Annotated in this window: 16 protein-coding genes; 10 read left to right on the top strand and 6 right to left on the bottom strand. The window is 59.3% G+C overall.

Annotated features, from left to right (window positions below; genetic code table 11):
* The first annotated feature begins 72 nt into the window (after window positions 1–72).
* Genes ACA069_RS04180 through ACA069_RS04165 form a run of 4 tightly spaced genes read left to right on the top strand, consistent with a single transcriptional unit; the run spans window position 73 to window position 3964 of the window.
* Window positions 73–1083 carry an ABC transporter permease subunit gene (locus ACA069_RS04180; protein WP_008085273.1) on the top strand — a complete coding sequence of 337 codons (1011 nt, stop codon included), beginning with the start codon at window positions 73–75 and terminating at the stop codon, window positions 1081–1083.
* Between the two features lie 10 nt (window positions 1084–1093).
* On the top strand, window positions 1094–2005 hold the full coding sequence (locus ACA069_RS04175; RefSeq protein WP_187676745.1) for an ABC transporter permease subunit: 912 nt from the start codon (window positions 1094–1096) through the stop codon (window positions 2003–2005).
* A 10-nt stretch (window positions 2006–2015) separates the two neighbouring features.
* On the top strand, window positions 2016–2984 hold the full coding sequence (locus ACA069_RS04170; protein ID WP_187676744.1) for an ABC transporter ATP-binding protein: 969 nt from the start codon (window positions 2016–2018) through the stop codon (window positions 2982–2984).
* Window positions 2984–3964 (top strand): peptide ABC transporter ATP-binding protein, encoded by a 981-nt coding sequence (locus ACA069_RS04165; RefSeq protein ID WP_053117064.1) that lies wholly within the window; start codon window positions 2984–2986, stop codon window positions 3962–3964. Before ACA069_RS04170 ends, ACA069_RS04165 begins: the two co-directional genes overlap by 1 nt.
* Before the next feature lie 189 nt (window positions 3965–4153).
* Here the strand turns inward: ACA069_RS04165 and ACA069_RS04160 are convergent, their stop codons facing one another.
* From ACA069_RS04160 to ACA069_RS04150, 3 genes are all read right to left on the bottom strand, one after another.
* Window positions 4154–4408 (bottom strand): hypothetical protein, encoded by a 255-nt coding sequence (locus tag ACA069_RS04160; protein WP_497616417.1) that lies wholly within the window; start codon window positions 4406–4408, stop codon window positions 4154–4156.
* Between the two features lie 180 nt (window positions 4409–4588).
* Entirely contained in the window at window positions 4589–5782 is a 1194-nt protein-coding gene (locus tag ACA069_RS04155) for an MFS transporter (RefSeq protein ID WP_497616415.1), read from the bottom strand.
* A gap of 699 nt (window positions 5783–6481) precedes the next feature.
* On the bottom strand, window positions 6482–8065 hold the full coding sequence (locus tag ACA069_RS04150; RefSeq protein WP_187676741.1) for a peptide chain release factor 3: 1584 nt from the start codon (window positions 8063–8065) through the stop codon (window positions 6482–6484).
* 357 nt (window positions 8066–8422) lie between these two features.
* On the opposite strand from ACA069_RS04150, the gene ACA069_RS04145 reads away from it, so the two are divergent.
* Genes ACA069_RS04145 through ACA069_RS04130 form a run of 4 tightly spaced genes read left to right on the top strand, consistent with a single transcriptional unit; the run spans window position 8423 to window position 11860 of the window.
* On the top strand, window positions 8423–9112 hold the full coding sequence (locus ACA069_RS04145; protein WP_497618191.1) for an ABC transporter permease: 690 nt from the start codon (window positions 8423–8425) through the stop codon (window positions 9110–9112).
* Window positions 9113–9133: 21 nt separating this feature from the next.
* Window positions 9134–10039, top strand: coding sequence for a glycine betaine ABC transporter substrate-binding protein (locus ACA069_RS04140; RefSeq protein WP_401268876.1), 906 nt, complete (start codon window positions 9134–9136; stop codon window positions 10037–10039).
* Window positions 10040–10052: 13 nt separating this feature from the next.
* A complete protein-coding gene (locus ACA069_RS04135) occupies window positions 10053–10706 on the top strand; it encodes an ABC transporter permease (protein ID WP_007915307.1) in 654 nt (217 codons plus the stop codon).
* Window positions 10703–11860: an osmoprotectant ABC transporter ATP-binding protein OsmV gene (locus tag ACA069_RS04130; protein WP_489879249.1), complete on the top strand. Its 1158-nt coding sequence runs from the start codon at window positions 10703–10705 to the stop codon at window positions 11858–11860. Before ACA069_RS04135 ends, ACA069_RS04130 begins: the two co-directional genes overlap by 4 nt.
* A 49-nt stretch (window positions 11861–11909) precedes the next feature.
* On the opposite strand, the gene ACA069_RS04125 is transcribed toward ACA069_RS04130, so the two are convergent.
* Window positions 11910–12830: a hypothetical protein gene (locus tag ACA069_RS04125; protein ID WP_489879250.1), complete on the bottom strand. Its 921-nt coding sequence runs from the start codon at window positions 12828–12830 to the stop codon at window positions 11910–11912.
* 507 nt (window positions 12831–13337) lie between these two features.
* Between ACA069_RS04125 and ACA069_RS04120 the strand changes: the two genes are divergently transcribed.
* Window positions 13338–14501: a type III PLP-dependent enzyme gene (locus ACA069_RS04120; RefSeq protein WP_010213203.1), complete on the top strand. Its 1164-nt coding sequence runs from the start codon at window positions 13338–13340 to the stop codon at window positions 14499–14501.
* A 65-nt stretch (window positions 14502–14566) separates the two neighbouring features.
* On the opposite strand, the gene ACA069_RS04115 is transcribed toward ACA069_RS04120, so the two are convergent.
* Both ACA069_RS04115 and ACA069_RS04110 read right to left on the bottom strand, forming a co-directional pair.
* Window positions 14567–15316, bottom strand: coding sequence for a tetratricopeptide repeat protein (locus ACA069_RS04115; RefSeq protein ID WP_497616412.1), 750 nt, complete (start codon window positions 15314–15316; stop codon window positions 14567–14569).
* Window positions 15313–15993 (bottom strand): Fe2+-dependent dioxygenase, encoded by a 681-nt coding sequence (locus ACA069_RS04110; RefSeq protein WP_187676737.1) that lies wholly within the window; start codon window positions 15991–15993, stop codon window positions 15313–15315. The genes ACA069_RS04115 and ACA069_RS04110 overlap by 4 nt, the downstream gene beginning before the upstream one ends.
* A 207-nt stretch (window positions 15994–16200) precedes the next feature.
* On the opposite strand from ACA069_RS04110, the gene ACA069_RS04105 reads away from it, so the two are divergent.
* Window positions 16201–18504 carry a TonB-dependent receptor gene (locus ACA069_RS04105; protein ID WP_497616410.1) on the top strand — a complete coding sequence of 768 codons (2304 nt, stop codon included), beginning with the start codon at window positions 16201–16203 and terminating at the stop codon, window positions 18502–18504.
* Window positions 18505–18700: the final 196 nt, after the last annotated feature.

Genomic DNA, 18700 nt, shown 5'->3' with positions numbered 1-18700 from the left:
TAAGAAACTCCCGGCCTCCCTGACCCCAGGGAAGCCGGGCACGCCTAACCGGCTGATGAGGTACCACACAAGATGTTTAGTTTTATTGCCCGCCGACTGGGGTTGTTGATCCCCACGTTTTTCGGCATCACCTTGCTGACTTTCGCGTTGATTCGCATGATTCCGGGCGACCCCGTGGAAGTGATGATGGGCGAACGTCGGGTCGACCCCGAAATGCACGCTCAGGCAATGGAACGCCTAGGTCTGAACAAACCGTTGTATGCCCAGTATCTGGACTACATCGGCAAACTGGCCCACGGCGATCTCGGCGAATCCCTGCGTACCCGTGAGAGCGTCTGGACCGAGTTCACCTCCCTTTTCCCGGCGACCCTGGAACTGTCCATGGCCGCCCTGCTGTTCGCCGGCATTCTGGGCCTCTTGGCCGGGGTGATCGCGGCACTCAAACGAGGATCCCTGTTCGACCACGGGGTGATGGGCATCTCCCTGGCGGGGTATTCGATGCCGATCTTCTGGTGGGGCCTGATCCTGATCATGTTCTTCTCGGTGAGCCTGGGCTGGACCCCGGTGTCCGGGCGGATCGACCTGCTCTACGACATCGAGCCACGCACCGGTTTCATGTTGATCGATACGCTGCTGGCCGATGACGTCGGCGCGTTCTTCGATGCGCTGCATCACCTGATTCTGCCGGCCATCGTGCTCGGCACCATTCCACTGGCAGTGATCGCGCGGATGACCCGTTCGTCGATGCTTGAAGTGCTGCGCGAAGACTACATCCGCACCGCCAAGGCCAAAGGCCTGTCGCCGTCGCGCGTAGTGTTCGTCCACGGTCTGCGCAACGCGCTGATTCCGGTACTCACCGTGGTCGGCCTGCAAGTCGGCACCCTGCTGGCCGGTGCAGTCCTGACCGAAACCATTTTCTCCTGGCCCGGCATCGGTAAATGGCTGATCGAAGCCATCGGTGCCCGGGACTACCCGGTTGTGCAAAACGGCATCCTGTTAATCGCCTGCCTGGTGATTCTGGTCAACTTCGTAGTGGACATCCTCTACGGCTTTGCCAACCCACGCATCCGTCATCAGCGCTGAGATCATGACCATGACCACTCCAACTCCAGCGGTAGCAGTCGATCAAAGCCTGCTGTATCCGTCCCCGTACAAAGAATTCTGGCAAGCCTTCTCCAAGAACAAAGGCGCGGTTGCCGGCCTGCTGTTCATGCTGCTGATCATCTTCTGCGCGCTGTTCGCGCCGTGGGTTGCGCCGCATAACCCGAGCGAGCAATACCGTGACTTCCTGCTGACGCCGCCGGCGTGGCTTGAAGGCGGGCAGATGCAGTTTTTGCTCGGTACCGATGAACTGGGTCGCGACCTGCTGTCGCGTCTGATCCAGGGTTCGCGCCTGTCGCTGCTGATCGGCTTGTCGTCGGTGGTGATGTCGCTGATCCCGGGGATTCTGCTTGGTCTGTTCGCCGGCTTCTTCCCGAAGATGATTGGCCCGACCATCATGCGTCTGATGGACATCATGCTGGCCCTGCCGTCCTTGCTGCTGGCTGTGGCGATCGTCGCCATCCTCGGCCCTGGCCTGATCAACACCGTGATCGCTATCGCTGTGGTGTCCTTGCCGTCCTACGTACGTCTGACCCGTGCAGCCGTGATGGGCGAACTGAACCGCGACTACGTGACCGCCGCGCGCCTGGCCGGTGCCGGTCTGCCACGCCTGATGTTCATCACCGTGCTGCCGAACTGCATGGCGCCGCTGATCGTTCAGGCAACCTTGAGCTTCTCCTCGGCGATTCTCGATGCCGCCGCCCTGGGCTTCCTCGGCCTTGGCGTACAACCGCCAACCCCTGAGTGGGGCACCATGCTGGCCTCGGCCCGCGACTACATCGAACGCGCCTGGTGGGTGGTGAGCCTGCCCGGTTTGACCATTTTGCTCAGCGTGCTGGCAATCAACCTGATGGGCGACGGTCTGCGCGATGCGCTGGACCCGAAACTCAAGAACGCCGCCTGAGGAGATTCCAATGTCACTGTTAGAAATCAAGAATCTCAACGTTCGTTTCGGCGACAAGACGGCTACGCCCGTTGTTGATGGACTCGACCTGAAAGTCGACAAAGGCGAAGTGCTGGCCATCGTTGGCGAATCGGGTTCGGGTAAATCCGTGACCATGATGGCGCTGATGGGGCTGATTGAGCATCCCGGCATCGTGACCGCCGACTCGCTCAGCTTTGACGGCAAAGACATGCTCAAACTGAGCAATCGTCAACGTCGGCAAATCGTCGGCAAAGACTTGTCGATGGTGTTCCAGGATCCGATGACCGCGCTCAACCCGAGCTACACCGTCGGTTTCCAGATCGAAGAAGTGCTGCGCCTGCACCTGAAAATGTCCGGCAAGCAAGCGCGCAAACGTGCGATCGAACTGCTGGAAAAAGTTGAAATCCCAGGCGCCGCGAGCCGTATGGACGCCTACCCGCATCAACTGTCGGGCGGTATGAGCCAGCGTGTTGCAATCGCCATGGCGATTGCCGGTGAGCCGAAACTGCTGATCGCGGATGAGCCGACCACGGCACTCGACGTGACGATTCAGGCACAGATCATGGATCTGCTGCTGGCGTTGCAGAAAGAACAGAACATGGGCCTGGTGCTGATCACCCACGACCTCGCGGTCGTGGCCGAAACCGCCCAGCGCGTGTGCGTGATGTACGCCGGTCAAGCCGTTGAAGTCGGTCAGGTGCCACAACTGTTCGACATCCCGGCGCACCCGTACAGCGAAGCGCTGCTCAAGGCGATTCCTGAACACAGCCAGGGCGCCGAGCGTCTGGCGACGCTGCCGGGCATCGTCCCGGGCCGTTACGACCGACCGCAGGGTTGCCTGCTCTCGCCACGCTGCCCGTACGTGCAAGACAGCTGCCGCACGCAGCGTCCGACCCTTGATCCGAAAAGCAACAGCCTCGCCCGCTGCTTCTACCCGCTGAACCAGGAGGTGGCGTAATGGCCGTCGTACTTACCGCCCGCGACCTGACCCGTCACTACGAAGTCTCCCGTGGCCTGTTCAAGGGCCACGCGACCGTGCGCGCCCTCAACGGTGTGTCGTTCGAACTGGAGGCCGGCAAGACCCTCGCGGTTGTCGGCGAGTCGGGCTGCGGCAAATCCACCCTCGCCCGCGCCCTGACCCTGATTGAAGAACCGTCGTCCGGCTCCTTGAAAATCGCCGGCCAGGAAGTGGCCGGTGCCGACAAGGCCCAGCGCAAGCAACTGCGCAAAGACGTGCAGATGGTGTTCCAGAGCCCGTACGCGTCGTTGAACCCACGGCAGAAAGTCGGTGACCAACTCGGTGAGCCGCTGCTGATCAACACCAACCTGTCCGCCGCCGAACGTCGCGAAAAAGTCCAGGCGATGATGAAGCAGGTCGGCTTGCGTCCCGAGCACTACCAACGTTATCCGCACATGTTCTCCGGCGGTCAGCGCCAGCGGATCGCCCTCGCTCGCGCGATGATGCTGCAACCGAAAGTGCTGGTGGCGGACGAACCGACTTCGGCGCTGGACGTGTCGATTCAGGCGCAGGTGCTGAACCTGTTCATGGATCTGCAGCAGGAGTTCAACACCGCCTACGTGTTCATCTCGCACAACCTGGCGGTAGTGCAACACGTGGCCGATGACGTGATGGTGATGTACCTCGGTCGCCCGGTGGAAATGGGCCCGAAAAACGACATCTACGAACGCCCTCTGCACCCGTACACCCAGGCGTTGCTGTCGGCGACCCCGACCATTCACCCGGACCCGAACAAGCCGAAAATCAAAATCGTCGGCGAATTGCCCAACCCGCTGAACCCGCCGCCGGGCTGTGCGTTCCACAAGCGCTGCCCGTATGCCACCGAGCGTTGCAGCACTGAAGAGCCGGCCCTGCGCCCTCTCGACAACCGCCAAGTGGCTTGCCACTACGCGGAGCAGTTCCTCGACGGCGCGGCGTAAGGCACAACACCTGTAGGAGCTGCGGCACGCTGCGATCTTTCTTTTGATTTTTAGAATCAAGATCAAAAGATCGCAGCGTGCCGCAGCGCCTACAGGGATTGAGTTGTTTGTGATTCAAGTGTTGAGCAAACCCCTTCCACCTCGATTGCGCATCGGTCGAGGTAGAAGGGGTTTTCTTTTGCCTGAAATCTACGTCTGGCTGTCGCCCTCGTCATCGCTGTCCGGCTCATCGGTTGTCGAGTCGTCATCATCCTCGCTGCCGCCCTGCCCCTGATCACCCGGCTCGGACTCGGACTTGGCCAACATCAAGCCGCTGTGCCCCACCTGCCCGTTAAAGGCCTGGGAATCATGATCCTCGCACTCGGCCCAGGCCGTCGCGGTGCCGAGGGACAGCATGACCATCACTTTCAACAGCAGTAAAACCCGTAGAAACCTGTTTTTCATGATCGATTCCATCCTGTGCAGGTGAAACACCAATGCCGATCCGGCGCTGAATGAAATCTAGTTCCGATCAGCCGGGTTCACCAGATAGGACGTTATCGAAGCCATAGAAATGCCGTCGCCCGGCAGAACGCTTTCGAATAATCCCTAGTACCGATTCGGCTAAGCAGCACGTGCAGCCATTTAGAGGGTGGGCGCACGGGTTGCCCGCCACGCCAACGGGATCGCCGCCAGCGCGAGTACGGCACTGACCACCCAGACACTGTGCCCGCCAAACTGGCCGTAGATCTGCCCGCCCAGCACTGGCGACAACAGTGCGCTGGCGCTCCAGCACATGAAGAACAGGCCGAAGTACTGCCCGCTTTTACCACCCTGTGCGTGTTGCATGACCAGCACATTCAACGGCGGCATGAACAGCGCCTCGCCCAGTGTCCAGATCAGCGTCGACAAACAGACATAAGCCAGCCCGGCCCCCAGCGGCAACATGCCCAGCCCGATGGCCAGCAACACGCAACCGGCGACCAGTTGTGCACGCACGCCCCAGCGCTCGCCCCAATGGCTCAGCGGAATCTGCAAGGTCACCACCAGCACCGCGTTCAAGGCGAACTGCCAGCCGATGGCCTCGGTGCTCAAACGGTAGTAATCGGTGAGGTAATTGCCAAGCATGCTGTAGACAGTGTCGAAGGCCATGCCGAGCAGAACGGCCGCAGCCAGCAGCCATAGAAATGGCCGGTCGCGATAGGGGACACCAGGGGATTCAGCGCTGTCGGCTGAGTGCTCCGGTGCGAGCACCGAACGGCGCCATGTCGTGCGGACAAACCACAGCAAGGCCAGCAACGTCATCGCCGCACTGGCGAAGAACACCCAGCGAAAATCAGTCTGCGCCAGCAGCCCGCCAGCAATGCCGGCAGCTGCCATCCCAAGGTTGCGCGCGACCCGGCTCAAAGCCTGCGCGCGTGAGCGTTGCGCGGTTTCGCAATACTCCATGATCAGCCGTTGATGCAGCGTGCGGATCGCTCCATCGAGTACACCACTGAACAGCAACAACGCCGCGAGCCACGGCACATCGGTGACCAGCCCCAACAACAGCAGAGTCCATGCCGACATGAAAAACAGCGCCGCCGTAAGCCGCGCAGTGGGAAAGCGGTCGCTGAGCAACCCGCCGACCATCGAACCGATCAACAGTCCCGCGCCGTAACCGGACAGCAGCCAGCCAACGATCTCAATCGCCAGCCCCAGTTCCTGACGCAGATACAGCGCCATGAACAACTTGACCATGCTGCTCAGACGATTGATGAACAGCAGCGCCGCGAGCACCCAGGCCATGACGCCGAAATAGCCGTCCAGTCGTAACAGGTGAGTCAGTCGACTCGTCATTCCATTGACCTCTCAAAGCGACGTTCGTGAACCTGAAACACTAACGGCCAGCTCGCTGGTTGTCGCGCTCAAGTATGCCGAGATCACAAAAAACGGAGTCGCCCTACAACCCCCTGTAGGAGCTGCCGCAGGCTGCGATCTTTTGACTTTGCTGCTTTCGGCAGCTCAGTTGCTGAGTGCACTCAGCTAGAAAATGGTCGGCTGTAAGGCCGCCATCGCTGGCAAGCCAGCGCCCACAGAAAAGCAAAATCAAGATCAAAAGATCGCAGCCTTCGGCAGCTCCTACACAGGATGAGCGCAAGCTCGGCTGCAGCTCTTGATCTTGATCCACAGGCCGCGTCGGCAGGCTGAGTGGAGGGATTGATCCGGGGGTGGGCGCGAAGCGCCGTTTGGCGCAGCCAAACACATCGAAAGGAGGTGCAGCGAAGCAAACCGGAAGCGATGCGGCCGGATCAATTCCGGAGCGAAGGAACCCCGAGCCTCAGCGAGCGGGCCGTACGTTGCGGCAAGCCTTTTTGGGTACTTTTTCGGCGTTTGGAAAAAGTACCTCGCCGTAAGGGCGAAACCGCCAGCCGCAACACCCAAAAAAACGGATATTCACAAAGAACACCCAGAGCCTGGTCGGCCCACAGGCCGCCAAGACCAAAAAAAGCCCCCGAGGCGTACACCTCAGGGGCTTCGGACATAACAGCTCAGCGCTTAGTGATGCTCACGCGTCGCCCGGAACTTCACATCCGGCCAACGCTCTTCCATCAACGCCAGGTTAACCCGCGTCGGTGCGAGATAAGTCAGGTGACCACCGCCGTCCAATGCCAGGTTCTCCACAGCCTTGTTGGAAAACTCCTCAAGCTTCTTCTTGTCGTCGCATTCAATCCAGCGCGCCGAGTAAACAGTGATCGGCTCATAGGAGCACTCGACCTTGTATTCCTCTTTCAAACGACTGGCGACCACATCGAACTGCAGCACACCCACGGCGCCGAGAATGATGTCGTTGCTGCGCTCCGGGAAGAACACCTGAGTCGCGCCCTCTTCGGCCAATTGCTGCAGACCTTGGCGCAGTTGCTTGGATTTCAGCGGATCGCGCAGACGCACGCGACGGAACAGTTCCGGCGCAAAGTGTGGGATGCCGGTGAAGCTCAGGGCTTCGCCTTCGCTGAAGGTGTCGCCAATCTGGATCGTGCCGTGGTTGTGCAGACCGATGATGTCGCCCGCAAACGCCTCTTCCAGTTGCTCACGCTCGGAAGAGAAGAACGTCAGGGCGTCGCCGATGCGCACGTCCTTGCCGGTACGCACATGGCGCATCTTCATGCCTTTTTCGTATTTGCCAGAGCAGATACGCATGAAAGCGATGCGGTCGCGGTGTTTCGGGTCCATGTTCGCCTGGATCTTGAAGATGAAGCCCGAGAACTTCTCTTCCACCGGCTCCACGGTGCGCTCGTTGGCCACACGGGCCAGCGGGCGTGGCGCCCAGTCAACGACTGCGTCCAGGACGTGGTCAACACCGAAGTTGCCCAGCGCGGTACCGAAGAACACCGGGGTCAGTTGACCGTCGAGGAACTCCTGCTGGTTGAACTCGTGGCAGGCACCCTGCACAAGCTCAAGCTGTTCGATGAAGCGCTCGTACTCGTCGCCCAGATGCGCGCGCGCTTCGTCGGAGTCGAGCTTCTCGATGATCTTGGTTTCGGTGCGTTCGTGACCGTGACCGGCGGTGTAGACAATGATGTAGTCGTCGGCCAGGTGGTACACGCCCTTGAAGTCGCGGTAGCAACCGATCGGCCAGGTGATCGGCGCAGCCTTGATCTTCAGGACGGCTTCGATCTCGTCGAGCAGTTCGATCGGGTCGCGGATATCACGGTCGAGTTTGTTGATGAAGCTGACGATCGGCGTGTCACGCAGACGGCAGACGTCCATCAGCGCGATGGTCCGTGGCTCGACACCTTTACCGCCGTCGAGAACCATCAATGCCGAGTCCACCGCCGTCAGGGTGCGGTAGGTATCTTCGGAGAAGTCTTCGTGGCCCGGGGTGTCGAGCAGGTTGACCATGTGGTCGCGATACGGGAACTGCATGACCGACGTGGTAATGGAAATACCACGCTGCTTCTCCATCTCCATCCAGTCGGATGTCGCATGGCGGTCGGATTTACGGGATTTCACCGTGCCGGCCACAGCAATCGCCTTGCCCATCAACAGGAGCTTTTCGGTGATCGTGGTTTTACCGGCATCGGGGTGGGAAATAATGGCGAAAGTGCGGCGTTTCGCGACTTCGGCGGCCTGGTTGGTCATGGGAAATCGCCTGGCGGTGATTCAAAAAAGGGCCGCGATTATAGCCCAAGTCAGTGCAATAACCGAACCGTTGAGCACATTAAGGGTGGCCAAATGCTGCCTCAGATGGGAACCTTTTAAAGCACGGAGACGTCCATCCCCTGTTACGACATTTCGTCAGGGGCTGAAAAATCAGCAAGTTAGCCTGACGAGGCTGCGCTCATGGCTCGCTTTCAGACCGCTTTTTGCCGGTGCTGAGGGAGCTGCTTCTCGCGAACGTTTTTCCCGGCAGCCAAGGTTTGGCATGCCACACGGGATTGCGCTCGCCGACTATAAAAAAGGAGTCCGCCTGTGGCTATCCGCTATGGCAAAGGGCTGATGGGAGGTGCGATGGTTATCGCGCTCCTGGCCCTGCTGGTCCACTGGATCGGCATCAACACGATCGAACACTACCGCGACGATTTGTTGTTTTACCTGCAAGCTCATCTGATTCTCGTCCTCGCTTCAATGCTGGCCGCCCTTGTCGTGGGCATCCCCGCCGGCATCTTCCTCAGTCGCCCGACCATGGTCGGCCGTGCTGAACGCTTCATGCAGATTTTCAATATCGGTAACACCGTGCCGCCGCTGGCCGTTCTCGCGATTGCCTTGGGGATTCTGGGCATCGGCAGTGGTCCGGCGATCTTCGCTTTATTCCTCGCCTCGTTGCTGCCGATTGTGCGCAACACCTACGAAGGCCTGAAAAACGTTCAGGGTTCACTCAAAGAAGCCGCCGTCGGCATCGGCATGACCCCACGTCAGGTGCTGTGGCGAGTCGAGTTGCCCAACGCCGTGCCAATCATCGTCGGTGGCGTGCGTGTCGCGCTGGCGATCAACGTCGGGACCGCGCCGCTGGCGTTCCTGATCGGCGCCAACAGCCTTGGCAGCCTGATCTTCCCCGGCATCGCCCTGAACAATCAGCCGCAACTGCTGCTCGGCGCCGCGTGTACCGCGCTGCTGGCCTTGCTGCTCGATGGCGTGGTCACCCTCGCCAGCCGTCTCTGGCTGGAACGCGGTTTGCGCCCGTCTTAAGGCTCTTGCGAAGGAATGAATATGAAACGACTTAGCTTGATCTCAGGCCTGATCCTGAGCAGTGCCCTGCTGTTCGCAGGCATCGCCCAAGCCGCAGAAAAACCGGTTATCCGCCTCGGCGCCCGGGTGTTCACCGAGCAAACCCTGCTCGCCGAAATAACCGCGCAATACTTGCGCAGCAAAGGCTACGACGCGCAGATCACCGGCGGTCTGGGCAGCAACCTTGCCCGCAGCGCCCACGAAAGCGGGCAACTGGACATGCTCTGGGAATACACCGGCGTCTCCTTGGTGGCCTACAACCATGTCACCGAAAAACTCGACAGCGCCCAGTCCTATGCCCGGGTCAAAGAACTCGACGCGAAGAAGGGACTGGTCTGGCTCACGCCGTCGAAATTCAGCAATACCTACGCCCTCGCCCTGCCGAAAAACGTCGCCGAGGAATATCCGCAGATCAGCAACATCAGCCAGTTGAACGAAGTGCTGCGCGCTGAAGCCAAGACCAATCACCTGGTGGCGCTGGACACCGAGTTCGCCAACCGTTCCGACGGTCTGGACGGCATGGTCAAGCTCTACGACATGAACCTGAGCCGCAAGAACATCCGCCAGATGGATGCGGGGCTGGTCTACACCGCACTGCGTAACGGTCAGGTGTTTGCCGGTCTGGTTTACACCACTGACGGTCGCCTGAATGCCTTCGGCCTCAAGCTGCTGGAAGACGACAAGCATTACTTCCCCGACTACACCGCAGCTCCCGTAGTGCGTCAGGCCTACCTCGACGCGCACCCGAAACTCGCCGAGCAGCTCAAGCCGCTGGCCGAACTGTTCGATGACGAAACCATGCGCCAGCTCAACGCGCGGGTCGATGTCGATCATGAAAGCCCGTCGTCGGTTGCCGCCGATTTCCTGCGCCAGCATCCACTGAATTAAGAGAGGAGAAGTCATGGAATTCTTGAACGCCTTTTCCCATCTCGACTGGCAGCAGGTGATGCACCTGACCTGGCAGCACATCACCCTGGTCGGCATCGCTGTGACGCTGGCGATCGTCGTCGGTGTACCACTTGGCATTCTGATGACGCGCTTCCCGACACTCGCCGGCCCCTTGCAGGCCAGCGCCACGGTGCTGCTGACCGTGCCGTCGATTGCCCTGTTTGGTTTGCTGCTGCCGTTCTACTCCAAGTTCGGCCAGGGCCTCGGCCCAATGCCGGCGATCACTGCCGTGTTCCTTTATTCACTGCTGCCGATCATGCGCAACACCTACCTCGCCCTCACGGGTGTGGAACCGGGCATTCGTGAAGCCGCACGCGGCATCGGCATGACCTTCGGCCAGCGCCTGCGCATGGTCGAGCTGCCGATCGCAGTGCCGGTGATCCTCGCTGGTGTGCGCACCGCCGTGGTGATGAACATCGGCGTGATGACCATCGCCGCGACCATCGGCGCCGGTGGCCTCGGTGTGTTGATCCTCGCTTCAATCAGCCGCAGCGACATGTCGATGCTTATCGTCGGCGCGCTGCTGGTCAGTCTTCTGGCGATTTTCGCCGACCTCTTCCTGCAGTGGCTGCAACGTTCGCTGACTCCAAAAGGATTACTCAAATGATCGAACTTCAAAACCTCAGCAAGACCTTCCAAAGCAACGGCAAAGATGTGAAAGCCGTGGACTCGGTGAGCCTGACCGTCAATGAAGGCGAAATCTGTGTGTTCCTCGGGCCATCGGGCTGCGGCAAAAGCACCACGCTGAAGATGATCAACCGCCTGATCAAACCGACCTCGGGCAAGATCCTGATCAACGGCGAAGACACCACCGATCTCGACGAAGTGACCCTGCGCCGCAACATCGGTTACGTGATCCAGCAGATCGGTCTGTTCCCCAACATGACCATCGAAGAGAACATCGTCGTGGTGCCGAAACTGCTCGGCTGGGACAAACAGAAGTGCCACGACCGCGCCCGCGAACTGATGAGCATGATCAAGCTTGAGCCCAAGCAGTATCTGCATCGCTATCCACGCGAGTTGTCCGGTGGCCAGCAACAACGCATCGGCGTGATTCGCGCACTGGCGGCCGACGCGCCGCTATTGCTGATGGACGAACCGTTCGGTGCGGTCGACCCGATCAACCGCGAGATGATCCAGAACGAGTTCTTCGAGATGCAGCGCGCGCTGAACAAGACCGTGATCATGGTCAGCCACGACATCGACGAAGCGATCAAACTGGGCGACAAGATCGCGATCTTCCGCGCCGGCAAGCTGCTGCAGATCGACCACCCGGACACCCTGCTCGCGCATCCGGCGGACGACTTCGTGAGCAGCTTCGTCGGTCAGGACAGCACACTGAAACGCTTGCTGTTGGTCAAGGCTGAAGACGCGGCGGACAACGCGCCGTCGGTGAGCCCGGAAACCCCGGTGGCCGATGCGCTGGAGTTGATGGACGAGCATGACCGTCGTTACGTGGTGGTTACCTGTGCCGAGAACAAGGCACTGGGTTACGTGCGTCGTCGCGACCTGCACCGCCAGACCGGCACCTGCGCGCAGTACCTGCGTGAGTTCAACGCCACGGCGGCGTACGACGAACACCTGCGCATCCTGCTGTCGCGCATGTACGAGTTCAACCGTGCGTGGTTGCCGGTGATGGATGCCGAGCGAGTGTTCTTGGGCGAGGTGACGCAGGAGTCGATTGCGGCATATCTGAGCTCGGGCAGATCCCGTGGGGGCAAGACCAGCATCGTCTCTCCCGCCGAGACTGCACCGGCCTGACAGAAGGCCGCCTGCGTCTCTTTCAAGGGGCACGGGCGGTCCGCTCTGATCAGGAAGAAATGGCCTGGTCTGCGGGGATGAACTCGAACCGCACATCAGCCGCCGTTGTCTGCGGCAACGTGATCTTGATCGCTGGAATCCAGATACCCGTCTGCCCCTTGAAATCTCGCTGGTCATACTGCGCGCCGGCCTTGCCCGTATCGTTCACATAAAAAACCGCCTCGATCGGCAATGTCGCCCCCAGGTTCTGTGCCCACTTGGCCAGACGGAACTCATTCTGCGTACTAAAAGCGAAGGCTCCCCCTTGCCCCTGAGCCTTGACCGCTTCGTTAAAGGCGGTCGTGGCTCCCTGATCCAGAACATCGCGTACATCAAAACCGCAGAGCGAGCCATATTTGCTCGACTGCTGATTGTAATGCGCCAGGTATTGGGCAGCGGTATTAATGCCTTGGGATTGGCACGGCCGACTGGACGCTAACCCCGGGGTTTGGCCACAGCCCTGATCAGTACGAGCGGTCGTTGCACCATCCACCGGAAAGAAACAAAGTATTTCCGGCTCGATTTTTCCGATCGGTTTGAAAAAATAGGGATACAGGATAAATCCATTGTTATAGCCGAAGACCAGCTTGCTGAACTTCGCGTCAGCTCTAAGGTAGGAAAAAGATACCCCTGTAGACGTTGGATTGGGGTTCCAGAAATGAAACTGGGTGGAGTGTTGTGTAGCTCTCAACATGACGCCGGAACACAGAAATGCAGGTGCTCTCGGGTTGTCTCGGCACATGTTGACTTTATTGTGGTAGGCCTCCGTCAGATAGGCCGCGATTTGCGGCCCGGTGCCTGCGGCCATCACCCCCGATGCCTGGGCGCCAATCTGTTGCTCTTGATGAACGGCAACCGTTGGCGTCACGACCTCATGCCTCACGCATCCGGACAGCGTAAACACAATCAGCCATAGCCATAATCTGTTCATTACGATTCTCCCTGCGCTCGTTTGATTAATGAACTGCCGGGTCGATCATAGAAATAAAGCTGGACGTAAACACCTGTCAGAAATACTAGTGTTTCGCCCCTTTTCAAGGCCTATTCGAAATTAAAAAACCAGGCCTTATTTCTGTTTTTCTATGATGCGCGGAGCGTGTCAAACGGAGCGCCGGGGAACATCAGCCTGTCATATCGGTCGGTTACATCAGTAGCGGGGCAAGACCGCACGACGGAAGCGTGCAAAAACGCGACATTTTTAGTTGATCTCACGCCCCTCACGCCCTAAAGTTCGCGCCGAACGTCCATGCTGGAAACGATCCATCCGGCTCAAGTACTGACGACGAGACAGCAAGGCCAAGGGAAAGAAGCTGCATTTCCCATGGCCTTTTTGCTTTCGGCGACATGCCTTGGGAAGTAGGCGAACCAAAGTGGGGATACGGAGGACGTTCATTTGCACCCATTGATCAATTCAGTTTGCCCTTAGGAGTCTCCCAGCATGTCGATCAACGTCGAAGATTATTTCGCGCGCGCCACTTTTGACAAAATGAAGGCGTTCGCCGACAAGCAAGAAACCCCGTTCGTGGTGATCGACACCGCGATGATCAGCCAGGCCTACGATGACCTGCGCGCCGGTTTCGAATTCGCCAAGGTCTACTACGCGGTCAAGGCCAACCCGGCCGTCGAGATCATCGACCTGCTCAAAGAGAAAGGTTCGAGCTTCGACATCGCCTCGATCTACGAGCTGGACAAAGTGATGGATCGCGGCGTCAGCGCCGACCGTATCAGCTACGGCAACACCATCAAGAAATCCAAGGACATCCGCTACTTCTATGAGAAGGGCGTGCGTCTGTTCTCCACCGACTCCGAAGCCGACCTGCGCAACATCGCCAAGGCTGCGCCGGGCTCGAAAGTTTATGTACGTATCCTTACCGAAGGCTCGACCACGGCCGACTGGCCACTGTCACGCAAATTCGGTTGCCAGACCGACATGGCCATGGATCTGCTGATCCTCGCTCGCGACCTGGGCCTGGTGCCTTACGGCATCTCGTTCCACGTTGGCTCGCAACAGCGCGACATCAGTGTTTGGGACGCAGCGATCGCCAAGGTCAAAGTGATCTTCGAACGTCTGAAAGAAGAAGACGGCATTCACCTGAAGCTGATCAACATGGGCGGTGGCTTCCCGGCCAACTACATCACCCGCACCAACAGCCTGGAAACCTACGCTGAAGAAATCATTCGCTTCCTGAAAGAAGACTTCGGTGATGACCTGCCGGAAATCATTCTGGAGCCGGGCCGTTCGTTGATCGCCAACGCCGGCATTCTGGTCAGCGAAGTGGTGCTGGTTGCACGTAAATCCCGCACCGCCGTCGAGCGTTGGGTGTACACCGATGTGGGCAAGTTCTCCGGCCTGATCGAAACCATGGACGAGGCGATCAAGTTCCCGATCTGGACCGAGAAAAAAGGCGAGATGGAAGAAGTCGTCATCGCCGGCCCGACCTGCGACAGCGCCGACATCATGTACGAAAACTACAAGTACGGTTTGCCGCTGAACCTGGCGATCGGTGATCGTCTGTACTGGTTGTCGACCGGTGCGTACACCACCAGTTACAGCGCAGTTGAGTTCAATGGCTTTCCGCCGCTGAAATCGTTCTACGTGTAACGCACACACGCCGAAATGCAAAAAGCCCATGACGTGTCATGGGCTTTTTCGTATCCGCCGATCCCCTACAAGGATTGCGCGTAGCGTTGAGAATATTGGTTGGCCATGGCCTGGATTCTAGGATCCGTTGCGCTCGCCAGCGTCTGACTCGCTACTCGCAGGAAATTCAGGTTGCCACCGGCCAAGGCCTTCTCAAGCCAGAGAATGGCTTCATCGACATTGCCCTCATCCGCCAACACCGCCGCGTAACTGAACTGCCCACGAAAATCTCCGCCCTCAGCCGAACGTCGATACCACTCACGCGCCGCTGCCGGATTCGCTGGGCACACCTGCCCTTCTTCCAGATATCGCCCGAGCAAGTTCATCGATTTCGCATGGCCCGATTCGGCGGCACGCTGATAAAGCGCAAACGCCTGAAGATGATCCGCAGCCACGCCTCGTCCGGTCGCCAGCAAATTGGCCAGGTTATACATCGCCCAGTCCAGCCCTGCCTCGGCGGCCATTCGATAATGTTGCGCCGCAACCGCGGCATCCACTGCACAACCCCAGCCATGCTCGTGACAACGGCCGAGCATATTGCGCGCCATCAGATGCCCTCGCCCCGCAGCGATGCCGAACCAGCGCAGCGCCAGCGTTTGATCCTGGGCAATGCCTCGGCCGTCGAGCAGGATCTGCCCGAGCAACGCCTGCGCCTCTAGGACACCCTCACCCGCCGCCAGCAAAATCGCCTGTGCCGCACGGGCAGGGCTCTCTTCGAGCATGGCGCTGAGCTGCTCAACGTTGAGGACTTCTTCGCGGCGCAGATGAAAACTCATACCTCGACCCAGCGACGCAGCAGGTTGTGATAGGTGCCGGTGAGGCGGATCAGCGACGGGTGATCAGGCATGTCCTGGGTGAGCTGCTGGATCGCCCCGTCCATCTCGAACAGCAACGCGCGCTGACTGTCTTCGCGCACCAGACTTTGCGTCCAGAAGAACGACGCATACCGCGCGCCGCGAGTGACTGCATTGACCTTGTGCAGGCTGGTGCCGGGGTACAGCACCATGTCACCGGCGGGCAGTTTCACCCGTTGGGTGCCGAAGGTGTCCTGGATTTCCAGTTCGCCGCCGTCGTAATCCTCAGGTTCGCTGAAGAACAGTGTTGCCGACAGATCGGTACGCACCCGCTCGATGCTGCCCTTGGGCTGGCGCACGGCGTTGTCGATGTGGAAATCGAAACTGCCGCCAGCCGTGTAGCAGTTGAGTAACGGCGGGAACACTTTGTGTGGCAGCGCGGCAGACATGAACAGCGGGGTTTGCCACAGCCGTTCAAGCATTGCCGCGCCGATTTCCTTGGCCAGCGGATGGCCTTCAGGCAGTTGCAGATTGTGCTTGGCCTTGGCCGACTGGAAGCCGGCGGTGATCTTGCCATCGGCCCAATCCGCTTCTTCCAGCGCCTGGCGGATACGCTGCACTTCTTCTTTCGCGAACAGGCCGGGAATGTGCAGCAGCATGGCAAACGTACCTGATGGTAAAGGGGCGCCAATGGTATTGATTCTTATTGGCCAAGTAAAACCCGAGAGACGAATGAATCAGTAAAAACCGTAAGGCTAAATTGTAAAGAATGTAAATTCAGTGCGAATAACAATGTTTCGCAATTGATACGAATAACTGTTTACCCTATATTCCGCGACCTCAAATCCTTGGGGAGGGGAATAAAAATGGCACGTCAACACGCACAATTACCGGTCAGTTCACCACGCTTGCTCGCCTCTGCAATCGGCGTGGCAATCACCGCTGGCTCCGCCGGCCACATGGTGTTCGCCGCCGAAAAGACCGACAGCAAAGCTGCCGGCAATGCCATCGCCCTGGACGCCACGTCGATCACCGGCGAAGCCCAGGACGCGACTTCCTATCAGGTCGAGAAAGCCTCCTCGCCCAAGTACACCGCACCGCTGGTCGACACGCCGCGCTCGGTGACTGTGATTCCACAACAAGTCCTCAAGGATACCGGCGCCCTGAACATGCAGGACGCGCTGCGTACCGTGCCGGGCATCACCTTCGGTGCCGGTGAAGGCGGCAACCCGCAGGGCGACCGTCCGTTTATCCGTGGCTTCGACGCCCAGGGCGACACTTACCTGGACGGCGTGCGCGACACCGGTTCGCAGAGCCGCGAAATCTTCGCGGTGGAAAACATCGAAGTCAGCAAGGGTCCGAATTCCGCCATCGGCGGTCGCGGTGCGGCCGGCGGCAGCATCAACCTGGTGAGCAAGAAAGCGCACCTGGGCAACTCGTTCGACGGTGGCTTCACCTGGGGCTCCGACCAGACCCAGCGCTACACCCTCGACGGCAACTATCAGTTCAGCGACACCGCTGCCGGCCGTCTGAACCTGATGAGCCACGAGAGCAACGTCGCCGGTCGCGACAAGGTCGACTACGACCGCTGGGGTATCGCGCCATCGCTGGCCTTCGGCCTGGGCACCGACACCCGCGTCAACCTCGATTACTACCATCTCGAAAGCAACGACACCCCGGATTCGGGCGTGCCTTACACGCTGTCGAATCCGCGCACCAAGTCCAATCCAGACAAGCCCTACGCCGGCGGTGATGACAGCAACTTCTACGGTCTGGATCGCGACTTCCGCAAGGGCCGCACCGACACCGCGACCTTCGCCATCGAGCATGACCTGAGCGACTCGCTGACGATCAAGAACACCCTGCGCCACGGCACCAGCATGCAGGACTACATCCTGACCCAGCCGGACGACAGCAAAGGCAACGTCAACAACGGTAGCGTCTGGCGTCGTGCGAACACTCGCGTGAGCAACACCGAGACCACCACCAACCAGACTGACTTGTTCGGCAACTTCTACGTCGCCGGCTTCAAGAACAGCTTCTCCACCGGCGTGGAATACACCCGCGAGGAAAGCCAGAAATCCTCGTACAACGTCAACACCGATACCACGCCGCGCACCACTGCCGCGTCCACCAACTGCACCCCTTCGATGATCGGCGCAACGAGCGGCTACAACTGCACCTCGCTGTCGAACCCGAACCCGAACGATGCGTGGAACGGCGCGATCTCGCGCAACTACGCCGGCACCGACACCAAGGCCAACACCTACGCGCTGTATGTGTTCGACACCCTGGAATTGTCCGAGCAGTGGCTGGTGAACATGGGTCTGCGCTACGACCACTTCGACACCGAGTACAAGACCTACACCGCTGCTGGCGCCACCACCTCCAAGGGCGATGACACCAGCGAGTTCGTTACCGGTCAGTTCGGCGTGGTCTACAAACCGGCGGAAAACGGCAGCATCTATGCTTCTTACGCCACCTCCGCCACACCGCCGGGCAACACCCTCGGCGAAGGTCAGGAAGGCAACCCACTGGGTGGCACCCCGGATCGCAGCGGCAACCTGCTGAGCAGCGACATGGAGCCGGAAACCACCAAGAACTACGAAATCGGTACCAAGTGGGATCTGCTCAATGATCGCCTGTCGTTGACCGCCGACATCTTCCGTACCGAGAAAGAAAACGCGCGTGTGCAAGTCGATACCACGTCGTACGAAAACGCCGGCAAAACCCGCGTGCAAGGTATCGAACTGTCGGCCAGCGGCAAGATCACCGACAAATGGCAAGTGTTCGCCGGTTACGCCTACATGGACAGCGAGCAAGTTGATGGCGGCGCTTTGAACCGCGCCACCGACGGCAATCAACTGCCTAACACACCGAAAAACAGCGCCAGCCTGTGGACCACTTACCAAGTCACGCCGAAGCTGACCATCGGTGGCGGTGCGTTCTATGTCGACGACGTGTTCGGCAACGTGGCCAACACCACCATGGTCGACTCCTATGTTCGCTACGACGCAATGGCCGCTTACAAGCTGACCAAGAACGTCGACCTGCAACTCAACGTGCAAAACCTGACCAACGAAACCTATTACGACAAAGCCTTCTCGACCCACTTCGCCAACCAGGCGGCGGGCCGCACGGCACTGTTGAGCACCAACTTCCACTTCTAAGGAACCTGTAGGAGCTGCGATACGCTGCGATCTTTTGATTCTGCTTTTGATGGTGAAAAACAAAGATCAAAAGATCGCAGCCTTCGGCAGCTCCTACAGAACAGCAAGCCCCGTTCATTAGATTGAACGGGGCTTTTGTGCGTAATCAAAGAAGCTCTCGATAACCCACGGCATAATGTGCGCCGTGATGACAATT

This window comes from Pseudomonas sp. LBUM1652 (assembly GCF_059716105.1).
The sequence above is the reverse complement of the archived record's forward strand: the minus strand, read 5'-3'. Positions and strand labels throughout refer to the sequence as shown.